General features: G+C 37.8%; 16 protein-coding genes. 12 read left to right on the top strand and 4 right to left on the bottom strand.

Annotated elements, in window-relative coordinates:
• Nucleotides 1–524: 524 nt before the first annotated feature.
• A complete protein-coding gene (gene rplS / locus BM141_RS11165; protein ID WP_091545232.1) occupies nucleotides 525–887 on the bottom strand; it encodes a 50S ribosomal protein L19 in 363 nt (120 codons plus the stop codon).
• Between the two features lie 215 nt (nucleotides 888–1,102).
• Here rplS and BM141_RS11170 point away from each other — a divergent pair, with 215 nt between their 5' ends.
• From BM141_RS11170 to BM141_RS11210, 9 genes are all read left to right on the top strand, one after another.
• Nucleotides 1,103–2,599: a nicotinate-nucleotide adenylyltransferase gene (locus BM141_RS11170; RefSeq protein WP_091545235.1), complete on the top strand. Its 1,497-nt coding sequence runs from the start codon at nucleotides 1,103–1,105 to the stop codon at nucleotides 2,597–2,599.
• A gap of 93 nt (nucleotides 2,600–2,692) precedes the next feature.
• Nucleotides 2,693–4,669 (top strand): TonB-dependent receptor plug domain-containing protein, encoded by a 1,977-nt coding sequence (locus BM141_RS11175; RefSeq protein ID WP_221407669.1) that lies wholly within the window; start codon nucleotides 2,693–2,695, stop codon nucleotides 4,667–4,669.
• 100 nt (nucleotides 4,670–4,769) lie between these two features.
• Nucleotides 4,770–5,366 carry a ribosome biogenesis GTP-binding protein YihA/YsxC gene (gene yihA, locus BM141_RS11180; protein WP_091545239.1) on the top strand — a complete coding sequence of 199 codons (597 nt, stop codon included), beginning with the start codon at nucleotides 4,770–4,772 and terminating at the stop codon, nucleotides 5,364–5,366.
• A 126-nt stretch (nucleotides 5,367–5,492) separates the two neighbouring features.
• Nucleotides 5,493–5,933 carry a DUF5606 family protein gene (locus BM141_RS11185; RefSeq protein WP_091545240.1) on the top strand — a complete coding sequence of 147 codons (441 nt, stop codon included), beginning with the start codon at nucleotides 5,493–5,495 and terminating at the stop codon, nucleotides 5,931–5,933.
• Nucleotides 5,934–6,227: 294 nt separating this feature from the next.
• The gene (locus BM141_RS11190) at nucleotides 6,228–6,458 is read left to right on the top strand and encodes a helix-turn-helix domain-containing protein (protein ID WP_091545242.1); all 231 of its coding nucleotides are present in this window, start codon (nucleotides 6,228–6,230) and stop codon (nucleotides 6,456–6,458) included.
• A gap of 1 nt (nucleotide 6,459) precedes the next feature.
• Complete coding sequence (locus tag BM141_RS11195; RefSeq protein ID WP_177217349.1) at nucleotides 6,460–7,077, top strand: hypothetical protein; 618 nt, start codon at nucleotides 6,460–6,462, stop codon at nucleotides 7,075–7,077.
• A gap of 153 nt (nucleotides 7,078–7,230) precedes the next feature.
• Nucleotides 7,231–7,647, top strand: a complete 417-nt coding sequence (locus tag BM141_RS11200; RefSeq protein WP_091545245.1) for a 6-pyruvoyl trahydropterin synthase family protein — start codon at nucleotides 7,231–7,233, stop codon at nucleotides 7,645–7,647.
• Nucleotides 7,648–7,792: 145 nt separating this feature from the next.
• Entirely contained in the window at nucleotides 7,793–8,863 is a 1,071-nt protein-coding gene (locus BM141_RS11205) for an ATP-grasp domain-containing protein (RefSeq protein WP_091545296.1), read from the top strand.
• A gap of 111 nt (nucleotides 8,864–8,974) precedes the next feature.
• Entirely contained in the window at nucleotides 8,975–9,424 is a 450-nt protein-coding gene (locus BM141_RS11210) for a DUF2059 domain-containing protein (protein WP_091545247.1), read from the top strand.
• 25 nt (nucleotides 9,425–9,449) lie between these two features.
• Here the strand turns inward: BM141_RS11210 and BM141_RS11215 are convergent, their stop codons facing one another.
• Complete coding sequence (locus BM141_RS11215) at nucleotides 9,450–10,214, bottom strand: DUF5683 domain-containing protein (protein WP_143090898.1); 765 nt, start codon at nucleotides 10,212–10,214, stop codon at nucleotides 9,450–9,452.
• A 354-nt stretch (nucleotides 10,215–10,568) separates the two neighbouring features.
• Between BM141_RS11215 and nqrF the strand changes: the two genes are divergently transcribed.
• Nucleotides 10,569–11,879, top strand: coding sequence for an NADH:ubiquinone reductase (Na(+)-transporting) subunit F (nqrF, locus tag BM141_RS11220; RefSeq protein ID WP_091545250.1), 1,311 nt, complete (start codon nucleotides 10,569–10,571; stop codon nucleotides 11,877–11,879).
• 222 nt (nucleotides 11,880–12,101) lie between these two features.
• Nucleotides 12,102–14,225, top strand: a complete 2,124-nt coding sequence (locus BM141_RS11225) for a DUF5916 domain-containing protein (protein WP_245764046.1) — start codon at nucleotides 12,102–12,104, stop codon at nucleotides 14,223–14,225.
• Here the strand turns inward: BM141_RS11225 and BM141_RS22940 are convergent.
• The gene (locus tag BM141_RS22940) at nucleotides 14,214–14,375 is read right to left on the bottom strand and encodes a hypothetical protein (RefSeq protein ID WP_177217350.1); all 162 of its coding nucleotides are present in this window, start codon (nucleotides 14,373–14,375) and stop codon (nucleotides 14,214–14,216) included. The genes BM141_RS11225 and BM141_RS22940 overlap by 12 nt on opposite strands.
• 241 nt (nucleotides 14,376–14,616) lie before the next feature.
• Between BM141_RS22940 and BM141_RS11230 the strand changes: the two genes are divergently transcribed.
• Nucleotides 14,617–15,843, top strand: a complete 1,227-nt coding sequence (locus tag BM141_RS11230; RefSeq protein WP_091545251.1) for an NAD(P)-dependent oxidoreductase — start codon at nucleotides 14,617–14,619, stop codon at nucleotides 15,841–15,843.
• On the opposite strand, the gene bshB1 is transcribed toward BM141_RS11230, so the two are convergent.
• Nucleotides 15,838–16,560 (bottom strand): bacillithiol biosynthesis deacetylase BshB1, encoded by a 723-nt coding sequence (gene bshB1 / locus BM141_RS11235; protein ID WP_091545253.1) that lies wholly within the window; start codon nucleotides 16,558–16,560, stop codon nucleotides 15,838–15,840. The genes BM141_RS11230 and bshB1 overlap by 6 nt on opposite strands.
• Nucleotides 16,561–16,566 lie beyond the last annotated feature (6 nt).

Consider the following 16,566-nt stretch of genomic DNA (forward strand, 5'->3'; position numbering starts at 1 on the left):
TCATTGATGTTTAAATAATAAATATCAGTCTGACTTAGAAAATCAGACTACTTTTAAGAAGAGATATTTCACAAAACCTAATGCAAGTACCTAAGCAAATATAAATATATTTATGAGATTTTGCCTCTGTATAAGAAGCTCTTTACTTCTTAACTTTGCAAAAATTCTCTGTTTGATACTTTGGGGGTAATGAAAAAGCGGTGATGATTTCAATTGTATGATGGTATTTTATCTACTGTTATCAATTTGATGAGAAAAGTGTTTTTTGAATAAAAATCTGTGTTTATCAGCCCAATCCGTATTATCGGTGTTCTATTTTGGAACACTGATGACACAGATTGTACCGATGAGAACGGATTTTTTTAAACACATAAAATTATCATACATTTGAAAGCACCACCGAAAAAGCAATGAGCAAACCCAATAAAAAAACAAAAGTTCCAATTTTTTGAGAAATGGAACTTTTGTTTTGAAAAAATCTATAAAGCTAATTGACTAAATTTGGGAGCATTTGCTCACTAATTTTAAGCGGTTACTTCTCTCTTTTCTTTGATTCTTGCTCCTTTGCCTGACTTACCTCTGAGGTAGTATAGTCTTGCTCTGCGAACATCACCGCGCTTCAACACTTCTATTTTAGCAAGATTGGGAGAAATAATTGGGAAAATTCTTTCTACGCCTATGCCATCAGATACTTTGCGAACTGTAAAAGTTTCGCCGTTGCCTGTACCTTTGCGTTGGATAACTACACCTTGGAACTGCTGGATTCTCTCTTTGTTACCTTCAATAATTTTTACGTGGACATTGACGGTATCCCCAGCCTTAAATGAAGGAAAAGCGGCTCTTGCTTGAGCATATTCCCTCTCTACTAATTTAATTAACTCGCTCATGATATAAGTTAAATTTGGAATATCTTGAAAAAGGACTGCAAATATAGAAATAAATCTTAGCTTTTGCTAATTTCTCGATATTTTTATTTTGAGAAATAGTTTTTTCAAGAAAATAGTATTAAATTTGAATTGAATAATTCAAACACCAAATCCACTCCCTTAGCACATTCATTTTAACCAATAAATGGTTTCATGTAAAAAAATCTTAGGAACTCATGCACGACGAACATTATTTGAGTATCAAACAAAAAGCCTTGAAAATCAATTTAGATGACCGCATCTATGGTTCTTTTGCCGAGATAGGAGCGGGGCAGGAAGTTGCTGCTATCTTTTTCAAGGCAGGAGGTGCCTCTGGTACGGTAGCTAAAACGATGTCTGCCTACGATATGACTTTCAGCAATGCAATTTATGGAGAAGAGGAAAGTGGTAGGTATGTGGTAGAATCACGTCTTAACAAGATGTGTTCTCATGAGTATAGATTATTAGAAGAACGTTTAGGTAGCTCCAGAGGCGATAATACGCTTTTTTTTGCTTTCGCCAATACAGTAGCGACCATTAACTTTAAAAAAACCAACCAAGGACATGGCTGGGTGGGCTTACGCTTTCAGCTTGCCCCCAAAGCCCCAACTAATGATGCAGTAATACATGTAAAACTATATGATAAAGATGCCGTAGAACAACAGCAAGCCATGGGTATTATCGGCGTGAATCTCATTTATGCCTGTTTTTACTTGCATCAAAATCCAGAAAAAATGCTATGTTCTTTGATGGACAGCCTCTCGAGAGATAGGGTAGAGATAGATATGTTCCGCTTGACGGGGCATGATTTTAGGCATGTGGACAACCGCTTGCTTAGCTTGCAGTTAGTAAAAAATGGCTTAGCTGATGCCTCTCTGTTCGGTCCTGATGGCAACGTACAACAAGCCTCTGAGATATTTTACAAAAAAGATGTATTGATACTGAGAGGACGGTTCAGACCTGTAACTCATGTAAACTTAGATATGCTCAAATGTGGCTATGAAATGTTTAGCCAAGAAAAAGACGTAGATAAAAGTAAAATAGTTACCGTAGCCGAGCTTACGCTTCACGACCTCAAAGCGGGGAATGCAGAAATAGATGAAAAAGATTTTTTAGACCGAGTCGATATTCTTTGCTCTATGGGGCAGACGGTAATGATTTCTAACTACCATGAATATCACAATCTGGTAGATTACATGTCCAAGCAAACAAGAAAGAAAATAGGCATAGTGCTGGGAATCTACAACTTACAAAGCATATTTGACGAAAAATACTATACAAACTTGCATGGAGGTATCTTAGAGTCATTCAGCAAACTTTTTGCTCAAAATGTAAAACTCTACGTATATCCTTTCTTTTTAAAGGAACTCAATACTTTTTATTGTTGCAAAAATTTCCGCTTGTCAGAGAAACTGCATCATTTATTCCAATTCTTGCTTTTTAATGATAAAATCCAAGACATCACCACCAATGATGTGCATATTTCACACATTATTTCCGATAACGTGTTGGCAATGATTAAGGCAGGGCAAGACGGCTGGGAGAAAATGGTGCCTAAGATAGTAGAAGAAAAAATCAAAGACAACTGTCTTTTTGGCTATCCTTGCGAACCCGCAAGAAAAGCGGAAATTGATAAGCAAATCCAGCAAATTTCGCATTGGGGAGATACTGTTGTTTCTGAACCTGTGCAGTAAAAGTTGTATTACTTATTTGTAAAGAAGTCAATAGCATATTATCTGATGCGTTATTATTTATTGCTTGTCTTTTTTGTTTGCAAAAGTTTATTCTTGCAAGCTCAAGACTCCACACAAATCATTTTTAAACCCGATGTGCAGGAGCTACTCAATGCTAAAGTAGAAGTAAATCAAGAGCAAACTATCTCTACGGGTTCTTTTAAAACCACTGCCCTGCGAGAAGCAGCAGGAATTGTGTCGGTCATTACTGCCGATATGATAAAGAACTCAGGCGCAAGAGATATTGTAGAGCTTTTGCGTTTTGCTCCCGGTATTGATTTTGGCATGGACCCTGATGGGACTACAAGTGTTACTGTAAGAGGCAACTATGCCATGGAAGGCAAGCTATTAGTATTAGTAGATGGAGTGCAGATGAACGAGGTGGCTTATGGTGGTTTCTTTTTCTATCCAAGAGTACCTTTGGAAAATATAGATAGAATAGAAATTATTAGAGGACCTGGGTCGGCAATCTATGGGGGGTTTGCGGCTTTGGCAGTTATTAATATCATCAGTAAGAACTATTTACAAGGTATAGGCAATACGGCTTCCTTGCAAGCTGGCATTTCACAAAATGGCTTTTCTCGAGGCAATATTCAGTTCACTACTGCACAAAAATATGCTAACGAAACAGAGGTGTATTTCTCTGGTTATGTAGGCGAAACCAACCGCAATAATACCATTTTTACTCACCCTAACGAGATGACTATTAGCTACAAAGACAGTTCTTGGGTGCGTCCTGTCAATATGAACATTGGGATTAAGCACAAGCGGTTCAATATGCGCGTGATTTACGACCAAGTACGAGCAAAAACCATTCATAACTTGGGCGAACACGTAAATAATGGCTTATACACGACCCTCAGCTATAATTTTCAAATCAATAAGCAACTTACTCTTACGCCACGCTTCCAATCTAAAAGACAAACGCCTTGGGATTTCCAAGATGGCAGTATTTACTACCAAGACCTGACCAATATGAGAATCATTCGCACTTCGTTTGATGCTGTACTGCTTTACCAGCCCTCAGACAAGCTATCTTGGGCAACAGGCGTAGAATACTTCATAGATGATGCTAACTATGCCAGAAAAACAACAACTTTTTATAATGGGAAAAATGCCTTGTCTTTTAGTAATATAGGAGCTTTTACTGAGTTCGTTTTTAGTTCTAAGTATGGAAATATTGTCGCTGGTGCAAGATTTGACAAATATGGTATTTCACGCCCCGCTTTTGTGCCACGCATTGCCTATACGAAAGCCTTTGAAAACTTCCATGTCAAATATTTATACAGCTATGCGTTTAAAAACCCTACCCTGATGAATATAAGTGTTTCAGGCGGGCAGATTTTCCCTGAATATGTAAGAAGTTCTGAATTGGAAATCGGTTATCATTGGAGAAATAAGTTTTTCCTCAACGCCAATATTTTTCACATTAAAATCTTTGAATTTATTAGCTATGAATACGAACCTATTTCTCAGGTAGATATTTATACCAATGCAGGAACCACAGGCTCAAATGGGGCAGAAGTAGAACTCAGATATGTGCATAAAAAAGGGTATTTTAATATAAACTTCTCAAGCTATGTGCCTGAATATGTCAGCAATTCTCCTTTGAACTTTGCCTCTTTGCAAATCACCAAAATCACCAATGAAAACCAAGTACAAAAACTTATAGTCGAGGGGCAGGAAAGGGTATTTGCGGGTTTAGCTCCTCAGCGATTGACCGCCCAAGTGCATCAAAGGCTTTCTAAGAAAATAGGGGTAAACCTGACGGCTCAATGGTTTAGTCAAAAATATGCTTACTTAGCCAATGCAGATTATTCTGAAAGAGAGGTCATTACCTACCCTTCTACTGCAATACTTAATCTCAATCTTACTTTCGACGATGTATTTACCAAAGGTTTAGACCTGAGTGCAGGCATATTTAACCTATTGAATGAGAGGCAGTTTTTAACTGTTTATCAAAGACTTGGCTCTATGCCTTTCTTAGAACAGGGGCGAGAATTGGTAGTAAAGGTAAAGTATAGGTTGTAGAAGATTGGAAGCGTAGAGTTCTATTTTTGAGATTTTAATATCGTTAATACCAAATAAAATCTTAAAAAAGCATATTTTTGCATCAAAATATTGCAAACTTATGCTTATCAAGTCTGCCAAATTTCTTATCAGTGCCACAGATTATAAGAAGTGTCCTAAGCAACCCCTTCCTGAATATGCCTTTATTGGCAGGTCAAATGTGGGCAAGTCTTCCCTTATCAATATGCTCACCAATCATTCCCACTTGGCAAAAACATCAGGTAAACCGGGAAAAACACAGACCATCAATCACTTTATTATCAATGAAAATTGGTACTTAGTCGATTTACCCGGATACGGTTACGCCAAAACAAGCAAAAGTAAAAAAGTAGAATTGGGGACTATCATTGAAACTTACCTCAAATTTCGTGAAAACTTGACTTGTGTGTTTGTTTTAATTGACATTCGCCATGAAGCTCTTTACAATGACTTACAGTTTATGGAGTGGCTCGGTGAAAACGAAATTCCTTTTATTATCATCTTCACCAAAGCAGACAAACTCTCACCAAGTCAGATTCATATTGCTGTAGAAAAATACAAAAGCACCTTGCTTGAATCTTGGGAAGAGTTGCCCCAATATTTTGTTACCTCTTCGGAAACCAGGCAAGGGCGCGAGGAGGTGCTAAATTTCATAGAGCGGACAAATACGTCCTTGTAAAAAGTGATACAAAGGGAAAGGTTGATTTGATTAAAAATCCTATCTTTGCAAAAAAATAGTATTTTACTTGCGTACTAAAAAATACAAATCACATATAATTAATTACTTAACCATTTATCATACGAAATGACTTTAAAAGACATCGCTTCAGTAGCAGGAAAATCAGGATTGTATAAAGTGTTAAAACCTTCCAGAACGGGGGTTTTATTGGAAGCTATTGATGAAAAAAAGGCTAAAATCATAGCCAATGCCCAGCAAAGAGTATCTATTTTGAAAGAAGTTTCTATTTATGCTACCAATGCAGAAGGCTCTGTTCCTTTGAATGAGGTATTTTTGAAAATCCAAGAAAAGTATGGAGCAAAAGTAGAAATAGACACCTCTAATCATAAGAACTTATTTTCATTCATAGCAGAGGTAGTGCCTGACTATGACTCAGAAAAAGTTTACCCTTCTGATATTAAAAAACTGATTACTTGGTATAATATCTTATCCCAATACTATCCAGAGGTATTTACTGCTAAAGAAGAACAAGAGCAAGCAAGCGAAGAAGAAAAGTTAGATATTTAACCTACGAAATAAAAAAAGTAAAAGTCATAGCAATCCTGTTTGATTGTAGAAACAGTGTAGCTATGACTTTTTAGCTAATATTTTTGCTTTCTCACGCCCAAGAAGTCAAGCAAATTCTTGATAGCTTCTTGGAAAAGTTTAGGAGCTTTGATGCCTAAAATGAGTTCTCCGTGGTCGTTGAGCAAAAAGCTGATTTCTATTTCTGCGATTTGCTGTTCTGTGCTACCGTATCACATTTATTCCTTTTTGGCATAACTTGATTACAGCCTTAATATTGCAAAATGGAATAAAGCAATGGCAAAGACAATCTACTCAAAAAGACGCAATTTTTTATCGGCTCGCCTCATTCAGGCAAGAGAAACCGCAGGACTTACCCAAACACAATTCGCTGAAGCGGGTATTATTTCTCAAACCGAGCTTTCCAAAATAGAAAATGGACAACGTAGAGTGGAATTTTTGTTACTTTTAGATTTGGCTGAACTCTATGCCCAACCTATTGAGTTTTTTATCCCACCCCAAGAGTAATATGGAAGAAAACAATCGTAAAAACCACCCAAACTTTGCTCAATATCAAGAATTTATCGTTTCACACCCCAATTATGCAGGCTTGACTTTCAAGCGAAAAGAAAGTGGTGAAATCGTTTGGGTTGCTCCAAAAGTTAGCACAGATGGAAAACTAAGAGATATTTGGTGGCAAAATCAAGCAAAAAAATTAGGCATAACTATCCAAGCAGGTTTTTATGTGAAAGTTGCGGTGGCTATTCACCCAACTAAACAGCACACTTGCCAAATTTGCGGAAAAAGTTTGAGTATTTTGTATGTGTATCCCAATTCAAACACTCTCAAAAAGATAAATCAGCCTTTTGAGCAAGATATTTTTGAAATAATTGATGCCTTGCCTAACGAATTAGATAGATGGAAATCAATTTTTAACCTTAGCAAAAACACAGAAATAACAGATTATCCATCACTTAAGAATTGGTTGCAAACTACACAAGTTGCAGTAAGTTCTAAATCTTTCTTTTCACCTGTGGTAATGAGTAATGCCCCTGATAGGTTTGACGGCTTTCATTCTGACGGGAATTGTTGTCGTTCAAAATCTGATAAAGGAAGGCATAAAAGCAATTTGCAACGCTACAGATAAGTTAGCAGGTAATATTAAAAATACTGTTGCTTATCTCACTACTTCGATACAACATCACGTTCTTAATTAAACCAAAATTCAACGCATTTCCAAAGATAAATCTTATTTTTTGCTTATCTTTGCGGCAAAATTTGGAAGTTTTACTAACTCACTATGGTTTACGTTTGTAGGAAAGAGCATTTTAATGCGGCACACAGGTTATACAATCCCAGATGGTCAGATGAGAAAAATACCGAAGTCTTTGGCGCATGTGCGAATAAATATTTTCATGGGCATAACTTTGAACTGATTGTGAAAGTCAAAGGTATGCCAGACCCTGATACTGCCTGTGTGATAGATTTGAAAGTACTAAGCAAAATTATCAAAGAACACATCATCGCCAAGGTGGACCACAAAAACTTGAACATTGAAGTAGATTTTTTACAAGATAAAATGCCAAGTTGTGAAACTCTTGTAGTGGAGTTTTGGAAGATTTTAGAAAGAGAAATCGCCAAGGTTTCCCAAGCAAGGTTACACTCTATTACGCTTTATGAAACCCATAACAATTTTGTAGAATACTTTGGAGAGTAAGATTTTTTCTCTAATTTACACAATTTCAGAAATTTTTGATATATATTTTTAATATTAAATATACTGTACTAATTTTGTAATTAGATGATAGCTAATTTTGGACATTCCAACCTTTATCCTAACTTATAAAAGCATGACAACAGAAATAAAAAAGATAGGTATCTTGCATGGTAAAGAAAATACCTTTCCGCAAGCATTTGTAGAAGCAGTCAATAAAAAAGCCCCAAAAAATATTATTGCTGAACCTGTGCAGATAGAGCGAGTAGCACAAGGCGAGTCCTCTGGATATGCAGTAATCATTGACCGCATTTCCCAAGACGTTCCTTTTTATAAAGCATATTTGAAAAATGCCGCCCTTTGCGATACAGCAGTCATTAACAATCCTTTTTGGTGGAGTGCCGATGAGAAGTTTTTTAACAATGCCTTAGCTACTCAGATAGGTGTCCCTGTGCCTAAGACTATCCTACTACCCTCTCACGTATTCCCACCAGATACCAATGAAAACTCCTTCCGCAATCTTTTTGGCTATTTCAAATGGGAAGCAAATATAGAAACTATTGGTTTCCCAGCCTTTATGAAACCTCATGCAGGCGGCGGTTGGAAAAGCGTATATAAACTCAATCACATGGGCGACTTTTATGCAAAACACCCACAAACAGGACAGTTGGTAATGCTATTCCAAGAAGCTATAGAGTTTACCGACTATTTCCGTTGTTACTGCCTTGACCGCCAATACGTAAGAATCATGGCATACGAACCTCGCAATCCTCACCATTTGCGTTATGTCAAAGAAAATGCAGGACAAGCCAACAAGAAACTCATGGAAACTATTAAAGATTACGTCTTGCGTTTGAATCATGCACTTGGCTATGATTTCAATACGGTGGAGTTTGCAGTGAGAGATGGTGTGCCTTATGCCATAGATTTTTGCAATCCAGCTCCCGATGCAGACGTTCACTCCGTAGGTCAAGAAAATTTTGATTGGGTAGTGGAAACAGCCGCAAAGATGGCAATAGATAGGGCAAAATCTCATAAAGCAGGACAGTCTAACCTTACTTGGGGAACATATATACAAAACTCTGTAGCTGGAATGGGAATGAGCGTTCCTCAAGAAACTCCAGCCCCTAAAACAAAGAAAACTACTGCTAAACCCAAAGAAGAAACTACTGAAAAAAAGACCCCTGCCAAAAGGACAACTACCAAAAAAGCAGAGTAGATTTAAAAACCTATGGAGTTAAAAGTTGAAAATCACGCATTGGCATCTTTAAAGACTTCATAGGTTTTTCAAAAAAAACTACCTAATAACACTTTAAAATAAAATTTAAAAATGATGAACAAAAAATTTTTAGTACTCGCTTTATTGCTGACTATCGCCACAGCTACCTTTGGGCAAGTAGATAAGGAATATACTCAAACACTCAAGAAAATGTTTGAAGTATCAGGCTCAGAAGAATCCTATCAGTCTGCCATCAAGCAGATGATAAATATGTACAAACAGCAGTATTCTAATGTAAAAGCAGAGGTATGGGAGGAGTTGGAAAAGGAGTTTTTGAAAACCTCTTTAGACAATTTGACGGAGATGTTAGCTCCTGTCTATCACAAGTATATGAACTTAGAAGACTTGCGCGAACTAATCAAATTTTACCAAACACCTACCGGAAAAAAGTTTGCCCAAAATACTCCTCTCATCGTTCAAGAATCTATGCAAGTAGGGCAGGAATGGGGCAGAAAAGTAGGGCAGGACTTTGCACAAAAGATAAAGGAAAAAGGCTACTAAAAGATTTGCACGCCTATCGATAAATCTATCTTTTGCTTTGTTGCCTATGAAGCTGAAAGTTGAAAGACACTCCAGTAAAAATCTGATTCTCAGGCAATAGCATAGTCTTAGGCTGTATCTTCAGGGAAAGGTCATCTGAAATGTCGAATGATTTGAGGTGAGCTGTTGCAGCCGCCTCAGCGATATTGAGCATATACACTGCAAAAGTCAGAATAACATTGAAATCACGCTCTCTGCGAAAAGCATCTCTGCGTGTTCTTAGTCCTTGGTTGTCAAAAGTAGCATAGACAGGGTCTGGTACAGTGAGCGGGTTTTCGTCTTCTCTATACAAAAGAGCATCTCTGAGCAAGATATGCTGTTTGTGATAAATGCTCGTCTGATAGATAGTAAAGCCAAACAAGCCATAAATCACAGGGATTTTCAAATACCAAAGGCTTCTATTGAAGTATTGACCTAAACCCGGTAGAGCCGCAGAAAGTAGGGCGGCACGCGTAGGGAGCGACATTTTCCCCTCTCCATATCCGTAAAGCGTATCCAGCATCATTCTGGCTATCAGTGCCAAAGAATCTGCTTTGAACTTCTTATTCCGCTCCAAAGAATCTTTCCATACGTTCAAAGTTGAATCTTTTAAGATGCGATTTTTTGCTTTAAACAACCAAAAAATATTTTTCTTCTTCTTTGCCTCCTTTTTCAAACTATCTAAGTTTATCTCTCTTACACCAAGAGTTTCATCAGTTTTACTTTGTTTTTTCAAGGTATCTATTTGAGCAAAAACCAACTGAAAGCTCATAGTAAAAAACAAAAAAAGAGATACAAAACAACTATCTATAAAAAATTGGGAGCTTCTATTCATTCGTAAATATACTTTTAAGCACTGAATCACGGTTCAAAGCTATTTAAACTTTTCTCTTTGAGGGAGAATTTTAAAATTTTTAACGCAGGTTTGTCTATGCAAACAATTCATTAGACTTTTAATTTTTCCTCATTTTTCAAATAATTTTACGGTTTTACTAACATTATTGCTAACAAAGCGTTAAAATTGCAGGTCAAAAAAATTGAAAAGCTATTTTTGAGAATAGCGAGTAAGCCTTATATTTGTGAACTTGTTTGAAATAAGCCTATATTAAAATTAAAAAGTTTTATAATGGAACTCACAGTTATTATATCTTCTATTGTTGCTTTTACAGTAATCATTGCCTTGTTGGTGCTGTTGCTTCTTTTTGCTCAGGCAAAACTGGTGCAGTCAGGCAATGTAAAAATTGTCATTAATGGCGATGAGGCAAACCCACTCATAGTACCCGCAGGGGGAACTTTGCTTTCTACACTCTCCAGCCAGAAACTGTTTTTGCCTTCTGCTTGCGGTGGTGGCGGGACTTGTGCGATGTGCAAATGCCAAGTCCTTGAAGGAGGTGGCGATGTACTTCCTACGGAAGTAGGACACCTAAGTCGTACAGAGCAAAAAGAAAAAGTGCGTCTGGGTTGCCAAGTGAAAGTAAAGCAAGACATGAAAATTCATATTCCCGAGGAGATTTTTGGTATCAAGAAATGGGAATGTGAGGTAGTTTCTAATTATAATGTTGCTTCCTTTATTAAAGAGTTTGTGGTAAAGCTACCTGAAGGAGAAATCTTACATTTTCAATCAGGAGGGTATATTCAGATAGACGTACCCCCTTGCGAGGTAGATTTCAAAACTATAGATATTTCTCCACACCCAGAAGACCCTGCTGGCAAAGATAAGTTCAAAACAGAGTGGGATAAATTTAAGTTATGGGACTTGAAAATGAAGAATGATGAGCCTATTTTCCGTGCTTACTCGATGGCAAACCACCCTGCGGAAGGAAATATCATCATGTTGAATATTCGTATTGCTACACCGCCTTGGGACAAAGCTAACAATAGATGGATGCCTGTGAATCCGGGTATTTGTTCTTCTTATGTATTCTCTCGCAAGCCGGGCGACAAGGTAACTATTTCAGGACCTTATGGAGAGTTCTTTATCAAAAATACAAAACGAGAGATGATTTATGTAGGGGGCGGGGCAGGTATGGCACCTCTGCGTTCTCATATTTTCCACCTGTTCCATACATTAAAGACTACAGACAGGAAAGTAAGTTATTGGTACGGAGGGCGTTCTCGCAGAGAGTTGTTCTATACAGAGCATTTCAGAAAAATTGAGAAAGAGTTTCCCAATTTCAAATACTATATCGCTTTGTCTGAGCCACTGCCAGAGGATAACTGGAAGGTGAAGAAAGACATCAATGATGAAGAAGGCGAAGGTTTCAAAGGCTTCATTCATCAAGTATTGATAGACAACTATCTGTCTAAGCACCCTGAACCAGAAGAAATCGAGTTTTATTTCTGTGGACCTCCAATGATGAATGCCGCAGTAGTGAAAATGTGCGACGACTTTGGCGTACCTCCAGAAAATGTAGCATTTGACGACTTCGGAGGTTAAATCGTAGAAAATCCAAACATTATACTCAGACCTATAGGGTTTTCTATGCCTTGTAGGTCTGCTTTATTTAAAACTGTATCAGCCTTTTTTAATTTTTTACCCAAAATTTTTTACCGCCTAATGTGGTTATTTTTCTCTTTAAAAAAAATAGAAAGGCTGTGTTGCATTTTTAGTGTTATCTTTCTTTTAGTATGTCCCAATTCTCTGCTGGCTCAAAATTCTTTGAAAAGCCAGAAAGAATACAGTTTATTGGTACATCAAACAGAAGAGCATATACAGTTAGATGGTATCCTTTCAGAACTAACGTGGCAGAAAGCAGAAGTTGCTAAAGATTTTTTCTTGAACTACCCTAATGACACCACTTTTGCCACTTTGCAAACAGAGGTGAGGTTAGCCTATAATTCACATTTCTTTTTGATAGCTGTAGTTTGCCAAGATAACCATACTAAGCCATTTACTATCAGTTCCTTGCGTAGAGATTTTGATTGGGACGCTAATGACAATATTAGCATTTACTTAGACCCTTTTGGTGATGGTATCAATGGTTTTGCTTTTACGTTCAATCCTATGGGCATACAAAGAGAAGGGCTACTTTTTAATGGCGAGAACGTGGCTTCCGAATGGGACAATAAGTGGGACTTATTTGTTAGACGCTACAAAGATAAGTGGATAGCTGAGATAGCTATTCCTTTTAAAACTTTGCGTTACAAAAATGGCACAAAAAGTTGGAAAATGAATTTTGCTCGCAATGATTTGAAAAACAATGAACGCTCCTCTTGGGTACCTGTACCTATTGCCTACTGGGTTTCTTCTTTGGCTTTTACAGGAGAAATCAACTTTGAGAACCTGCTGCCACACCCAGGAGCGAATCTTTCTGTGATTCCGTATTTGGCAGGAAATCTGTCCAAAAATCATACAGAGCATCAAGCTACCATCAGTAAGGTCAATGCAGGATTTGATACCAAAATTGCAGTTACTCCTTCGCTGAACTTGGATTTGACCGTCAACCCTGATTTCTCACAAGTGGAAGTCGACCAGCAAGTAACTAATTTAGAGCGTTTTGAAATATTTTTCCCTGAACGAAGGCAATTTTTTTTGGAAAATAATGACCTTTTTGGCGAATTTGGCTTTGAGTCGGTGCGTCCATTTTTTTCTCGTAGGATTGGCATTGGGCGAGATACCTTGACCAAACTCATCGTACAAAACCCCATCCTTTACGGTGCAAGATTAAGCGGTAAATTGGACAAAAACTGGCGAGTAGGGCTACTCAATATGCAAACGGCTAAAGATGATGTGGCAGGTATTAAAGCCCAAAATTTTACTGTGGCTACCTTCCAACGTAGAGTATTTTCTCGCTCCAATATAGCAGGTATTTTCATCAATCGTCATCGCTTCCAAGACGATTCTGAGCAAAGATACACGCGCTTGTTTGGCTTAGATTATAACTTGCAAAGTGTGGACAATAAATGGAGTGGAAAACTCTTTTTTCATAAGACACTTACTCCCAAAAACTTAGGAGATAGCCACGCTCACGGTTCTTTGATTCAGTATCAATCTCGAAATATAACACTTTCTTGGAATCACGAATACGTAGGGGCAAATTTTGACATCAACGATATTGGTTTTGTTAGAAGAAATGCACATTGGAGGTTCAAACCCTCCATAGAAGTTACTTTTTACACAGAAAAATCTAAGACTTTGGTCAGTCATGGGATAGGTTCAGAACCAGATATTTACACTGATTTGAACTATCAGCTCAATGATCGCAATATAGATATTTACTACTTTTTTAATTTTTTGAATACAGTCAATATATTTGTAGGCTACTACAATATGTACACTCGCCTATTTTTCTCTTTTGACCCTACCAACTCTGGTGGTTTGGAACTGCCCGTAAGTAGCCAATACCAGATACAAGGCATGTTTGCAGGCTATACCTCTGATACGCGTAAACGCTTTACTTATGGCTTTGAAGGATGGACAGGCGGGTACTTTAATGGAACAAACAAAAGCCTTTCTCCTTTTGTGAGCTACCGTTTCCAACCCTACGGAGCGTTTAGGATAGGGGCGGAGTATAATGATATTCGCTTACCCGAGCCTTACAATAGTGCCAAATTTTGGCTTATCAGCCCTCGCTTAGACCTATCTTTTACCAAAAGCATATTTCTGACTACCTTTTTGCAGTACAACGAGCAGACCGAGAATGTCAATATCAATGCACGTTTCCAATGGAGATTTAAGCCTGTTTCTGACCTTTTTATTGTCTATTCGGATAATTATTCTCCTGAGTTTAAAGTCAAAAGCAGAGCTTTAGTGCTGAAGCTTTCTTATTGGCTAAACATCTAATTTTTTCTTCTCTTTGTCCTCAGCACTATTTAGTACGTGTTTTCTGATGTACTTGTCATACACATAAAAGCAAGCAATGACAAGACCACCCCACATCGCTACTTTGAGGATAAATATTATTATTAAGAAAAATACTTCCATTAATCCCATGATTATCAAGAAGTTAGGGTAAAATAATAAAATAGAGAGAGATTAGCACACTAGGATAAGCAAAAAGTAAACAAAACTAATGAGCAAAGGAGCATTTTAATAACAATTTATTTACTACCTGTCTTATTCATTTGCACAAAAATTTGATGAAATTTGCATTGCTTATTTAGTTTGAGCAAATATTTTTAGCAAAAACTTAATAATCAAATCATTAATTTTTAGCTTTAATCATTTTACATTCATGTTACATATTGGAATTATCAGGGAAGGCAAGATTCCCACAGACAAACGTACCCCTCTTTCGCCAGTTCAATGTCAGTCAGTGATGCAAAAATTTCCCCATACAAAAATCTCAGTTCAGCCGAGTCCTGTTCGCTGTTTCAAAGACGAGGAGTATGAATCGGTGGGCATAGAAATAAGAGAAGACCTAAGCGAGTGTGATATCCTACTTGGCATCAAAGAAGTACCTATAAATATGCTTATTCCTAACAAAACGTATCTTTTCTTTTCTCACACTATTAAGAAACAAGCTCATAATCGCAAATTACTTCAAAGTATTTTAAAAAAAAATATTAAGTTAGTGGACTACGAAACGCTGACCAATGCGAAAGGAGAAAGACTGATTGCCTTTGGGTGGTATGCTGGATGGGTAGGAGCGTACAATGCTCTATTGATGTGCGGAAAACGCTATGGACTTTTTGAGCTTAAGCGAGCTTTTCAGTGTTTTGATAAGGCAGAGATGTTGAAAGAATTGGAAAAAGTAAAACTTCCTCCTATCAAAATTGCACTGACGGGTGGCGGTAGGGTAGCCACAGGAGCAGTGGAATTGTTAGAAAAGGCAAAAGTTAAGCGAGTAAGCGTGCAGGAATATTTGCAAAACGGCGATTTTCAGGAGGCAGTCTATGTACAGTTGCGTTCAGCAGACTATCATACGCACAAAGAAGGTAAAACATTTATTCAAGAGGAGTTTTACCAGCACCCAGAGCGATTTGTTAGTACATTTTCACGGTTTTATGCTATAACAGATTTGCTGATTGCTTGTGCTTATTGGAATCCCAACGCTCCTTTGCTTTTCACTAAGCAAGAGATGCGTCAGCCCAATTTCCGAATAAGCATGGTGGCTGACATTACTTGCGATATAGACGGCTCTATCCCTTGCACGCAGCAAAGTGCCAATATTTTAGACCCTGTGTATGACTATAATAAGGAAAGCGAAACAGTATGTGCCTCATTCTCAGACTTTTCTCATATCAACGTTATGGCAGTAGATAACCTACCGACCGAGCTGCCCAGAGATGCGTCTGAGTATTTTGGTGGAGTGTTGATAGAAAATATTTTCCCTCATCTGCTATGCGGAGATAAAGAAAAAGTAATCCAAAGAGCTACCATTGCCGAGAATGGGAAGTTGATGCCTAATTTTGCTTACTTGGAAGAGTATGTAAGCGAACCTCAAACGGTTGATTTATAAGACATCAAATAATGTTTTAACCCCAATTTTTTTACTTGATGTAAAGCCCTCTCCGTACTTGACGCGAATAGCTTGCCCAAACTCTCTGGCTCTGCCCTCTAAAAAGTGCATGAATTCGGGAGTAGAAATAAAAGTTTGCTCGCCTTGACTACTTTGTGGAGTGGTATGAAATTGGGTTTTATAGGCACGTATAGCTTGTAGTTTGTTTTCCCAAAATGCAGATATATCTACAATAAAATCAGGCTCTACATAGTCACTTTGAATAAAGTGAAACACATTTTTAGGTCGCCAAGCTGCTTGCACCTGCCCGTTTAGCATAGTTTCTATGCGTTTTAAGCCAGAAAGAAAGCAAGAGGTTTCTACTAAACTGGCGGCTTTGGCGTGGTCAGGGTGGCGGTCTTTGATAGCGTTGGTCAGTACTATGTCTGGCTGGTACTTGCGAATGGCTTTGATGACTTCTAACTGATGCTGTTCGTCATTAGCAAAAAAACCATCTCGCAGTTGCAAATTTTCTCTAATAGTCAAGTTCATAATGCGGCTTGCTTCTTCTGCCTCTTGTTTGCGAATTTCTGCTGAGCCTCGTGTGCCGAGTTCGCCTTGGGTAAGGTCGACAATGCCTACTTTTTTGCCTTGAGCAATCTCAGAAAAGATAGTCCCTGCACAGGAGAGTTCGGCATCATCGGGGTGTGCTGCAATAACTAAAATGTCTAATTTCATTAGTTT

The organism is Thermoflexibacter ruber, from assembly GCF_900113045.1.
Classification (GTDB): Bacteria; Bacteroidota; Bacteroidia; order Cytophagales; family Thermoflexibacteraceae; genus Thermoflexibacter; species Thermoflexibacter ruber.

Excerpts from the sequence above, each read along its gene's own strand:
- nqrF (WP_091545250.1), top strand. The coding sequence starts at position 10,569 with ATGGAACTCACAGTTATTATATCTTCTATTGTTGCTTTTACAGTAATC.
- BM141_RS11230 (WP_091545251.1), top strand. The coding sequence starts at position 14,617 with ATGTTACATATTGGAATTATCAGGGAAGGCAAGATTCCCACAGACAAA.
- BM141_RS11200 (WP_091545245.1), top strand. The coding sequence starts at position 7,231 with ATGGTTTACGTTTGTAGGAAAGAGCATTTTAATGCGGCACACAGGTTA.
- BM141_RS11195 (WP_177217349.1), top strand. The coding sequence starts at position 6,460 with ATGGAAGAAAACAATCGTAAAAACCACCCAAACTTTGCTCAATATCAA.
- rplS (WP_091545232.1), bottom strand. The coding sequence starts at position 887 with ATGAGCGAGTTAATTAAATTAGTAGAGAGGGAATATGCTCAAGCAAGA.
- BM141_RS11185 (WP_091545240.1), top strand. The coding sequence starts at position 5,493 with ATGACTTTAAAAGACATCGCTTCAGTAGCAGGAAAATCAGGATTGTAT.
- BM141_RS11170 (WP_091545235.1), top strand. The coding sequence starts at position 1,103 with ATGCACGACGAACATTATTTGAGTATCAAACAAAAAGCCTTGAAAATC.
- BM141_RS22940 (WP_177217350.1), bottom strand. The coding sequence starts at position 14,375 with ATGGGATTAATGGAAGTATTTTTCTTAATAATAATATTTATCCTCAAA.
- BM141_RS11215 (WP_143090898.1), bottom strand. The coding sequence starts at position 10,214 with ATGAGCTTTCAGTTGGTTTTTGCTCAAATAGATACCTTGAAAAAACAA.
- yihA (WP_091545239.1), top strand. The coding sequence starts at position 4,770 with ATGCTTATCAAGTCTGCCAAATTTCTTATCAGTGCCACAGATTATAAG.
- BM141_RS11190 (WP_091545242.1), top strand. The coding sequence starts at position 6,228 with ATGGCAAAGACAATCTACTCAAAAAGACGCAATTTTTTATCGGCTCGC.
- BM141_RS11210 (WP_091545247.1), top strand. The coding sequence starts at position 8,975 with ATGATGAACAAAAAATTTTTAGTACTCGCTTTATTGCTGACTATCGCC.
- bshB1 (WP_091545253.1), bottom strand. The coding sequence starts at position 16,560 with ATGAAATTAGACATTTTAGTTATTGCAGCACACCCCGATGATGCCGAA.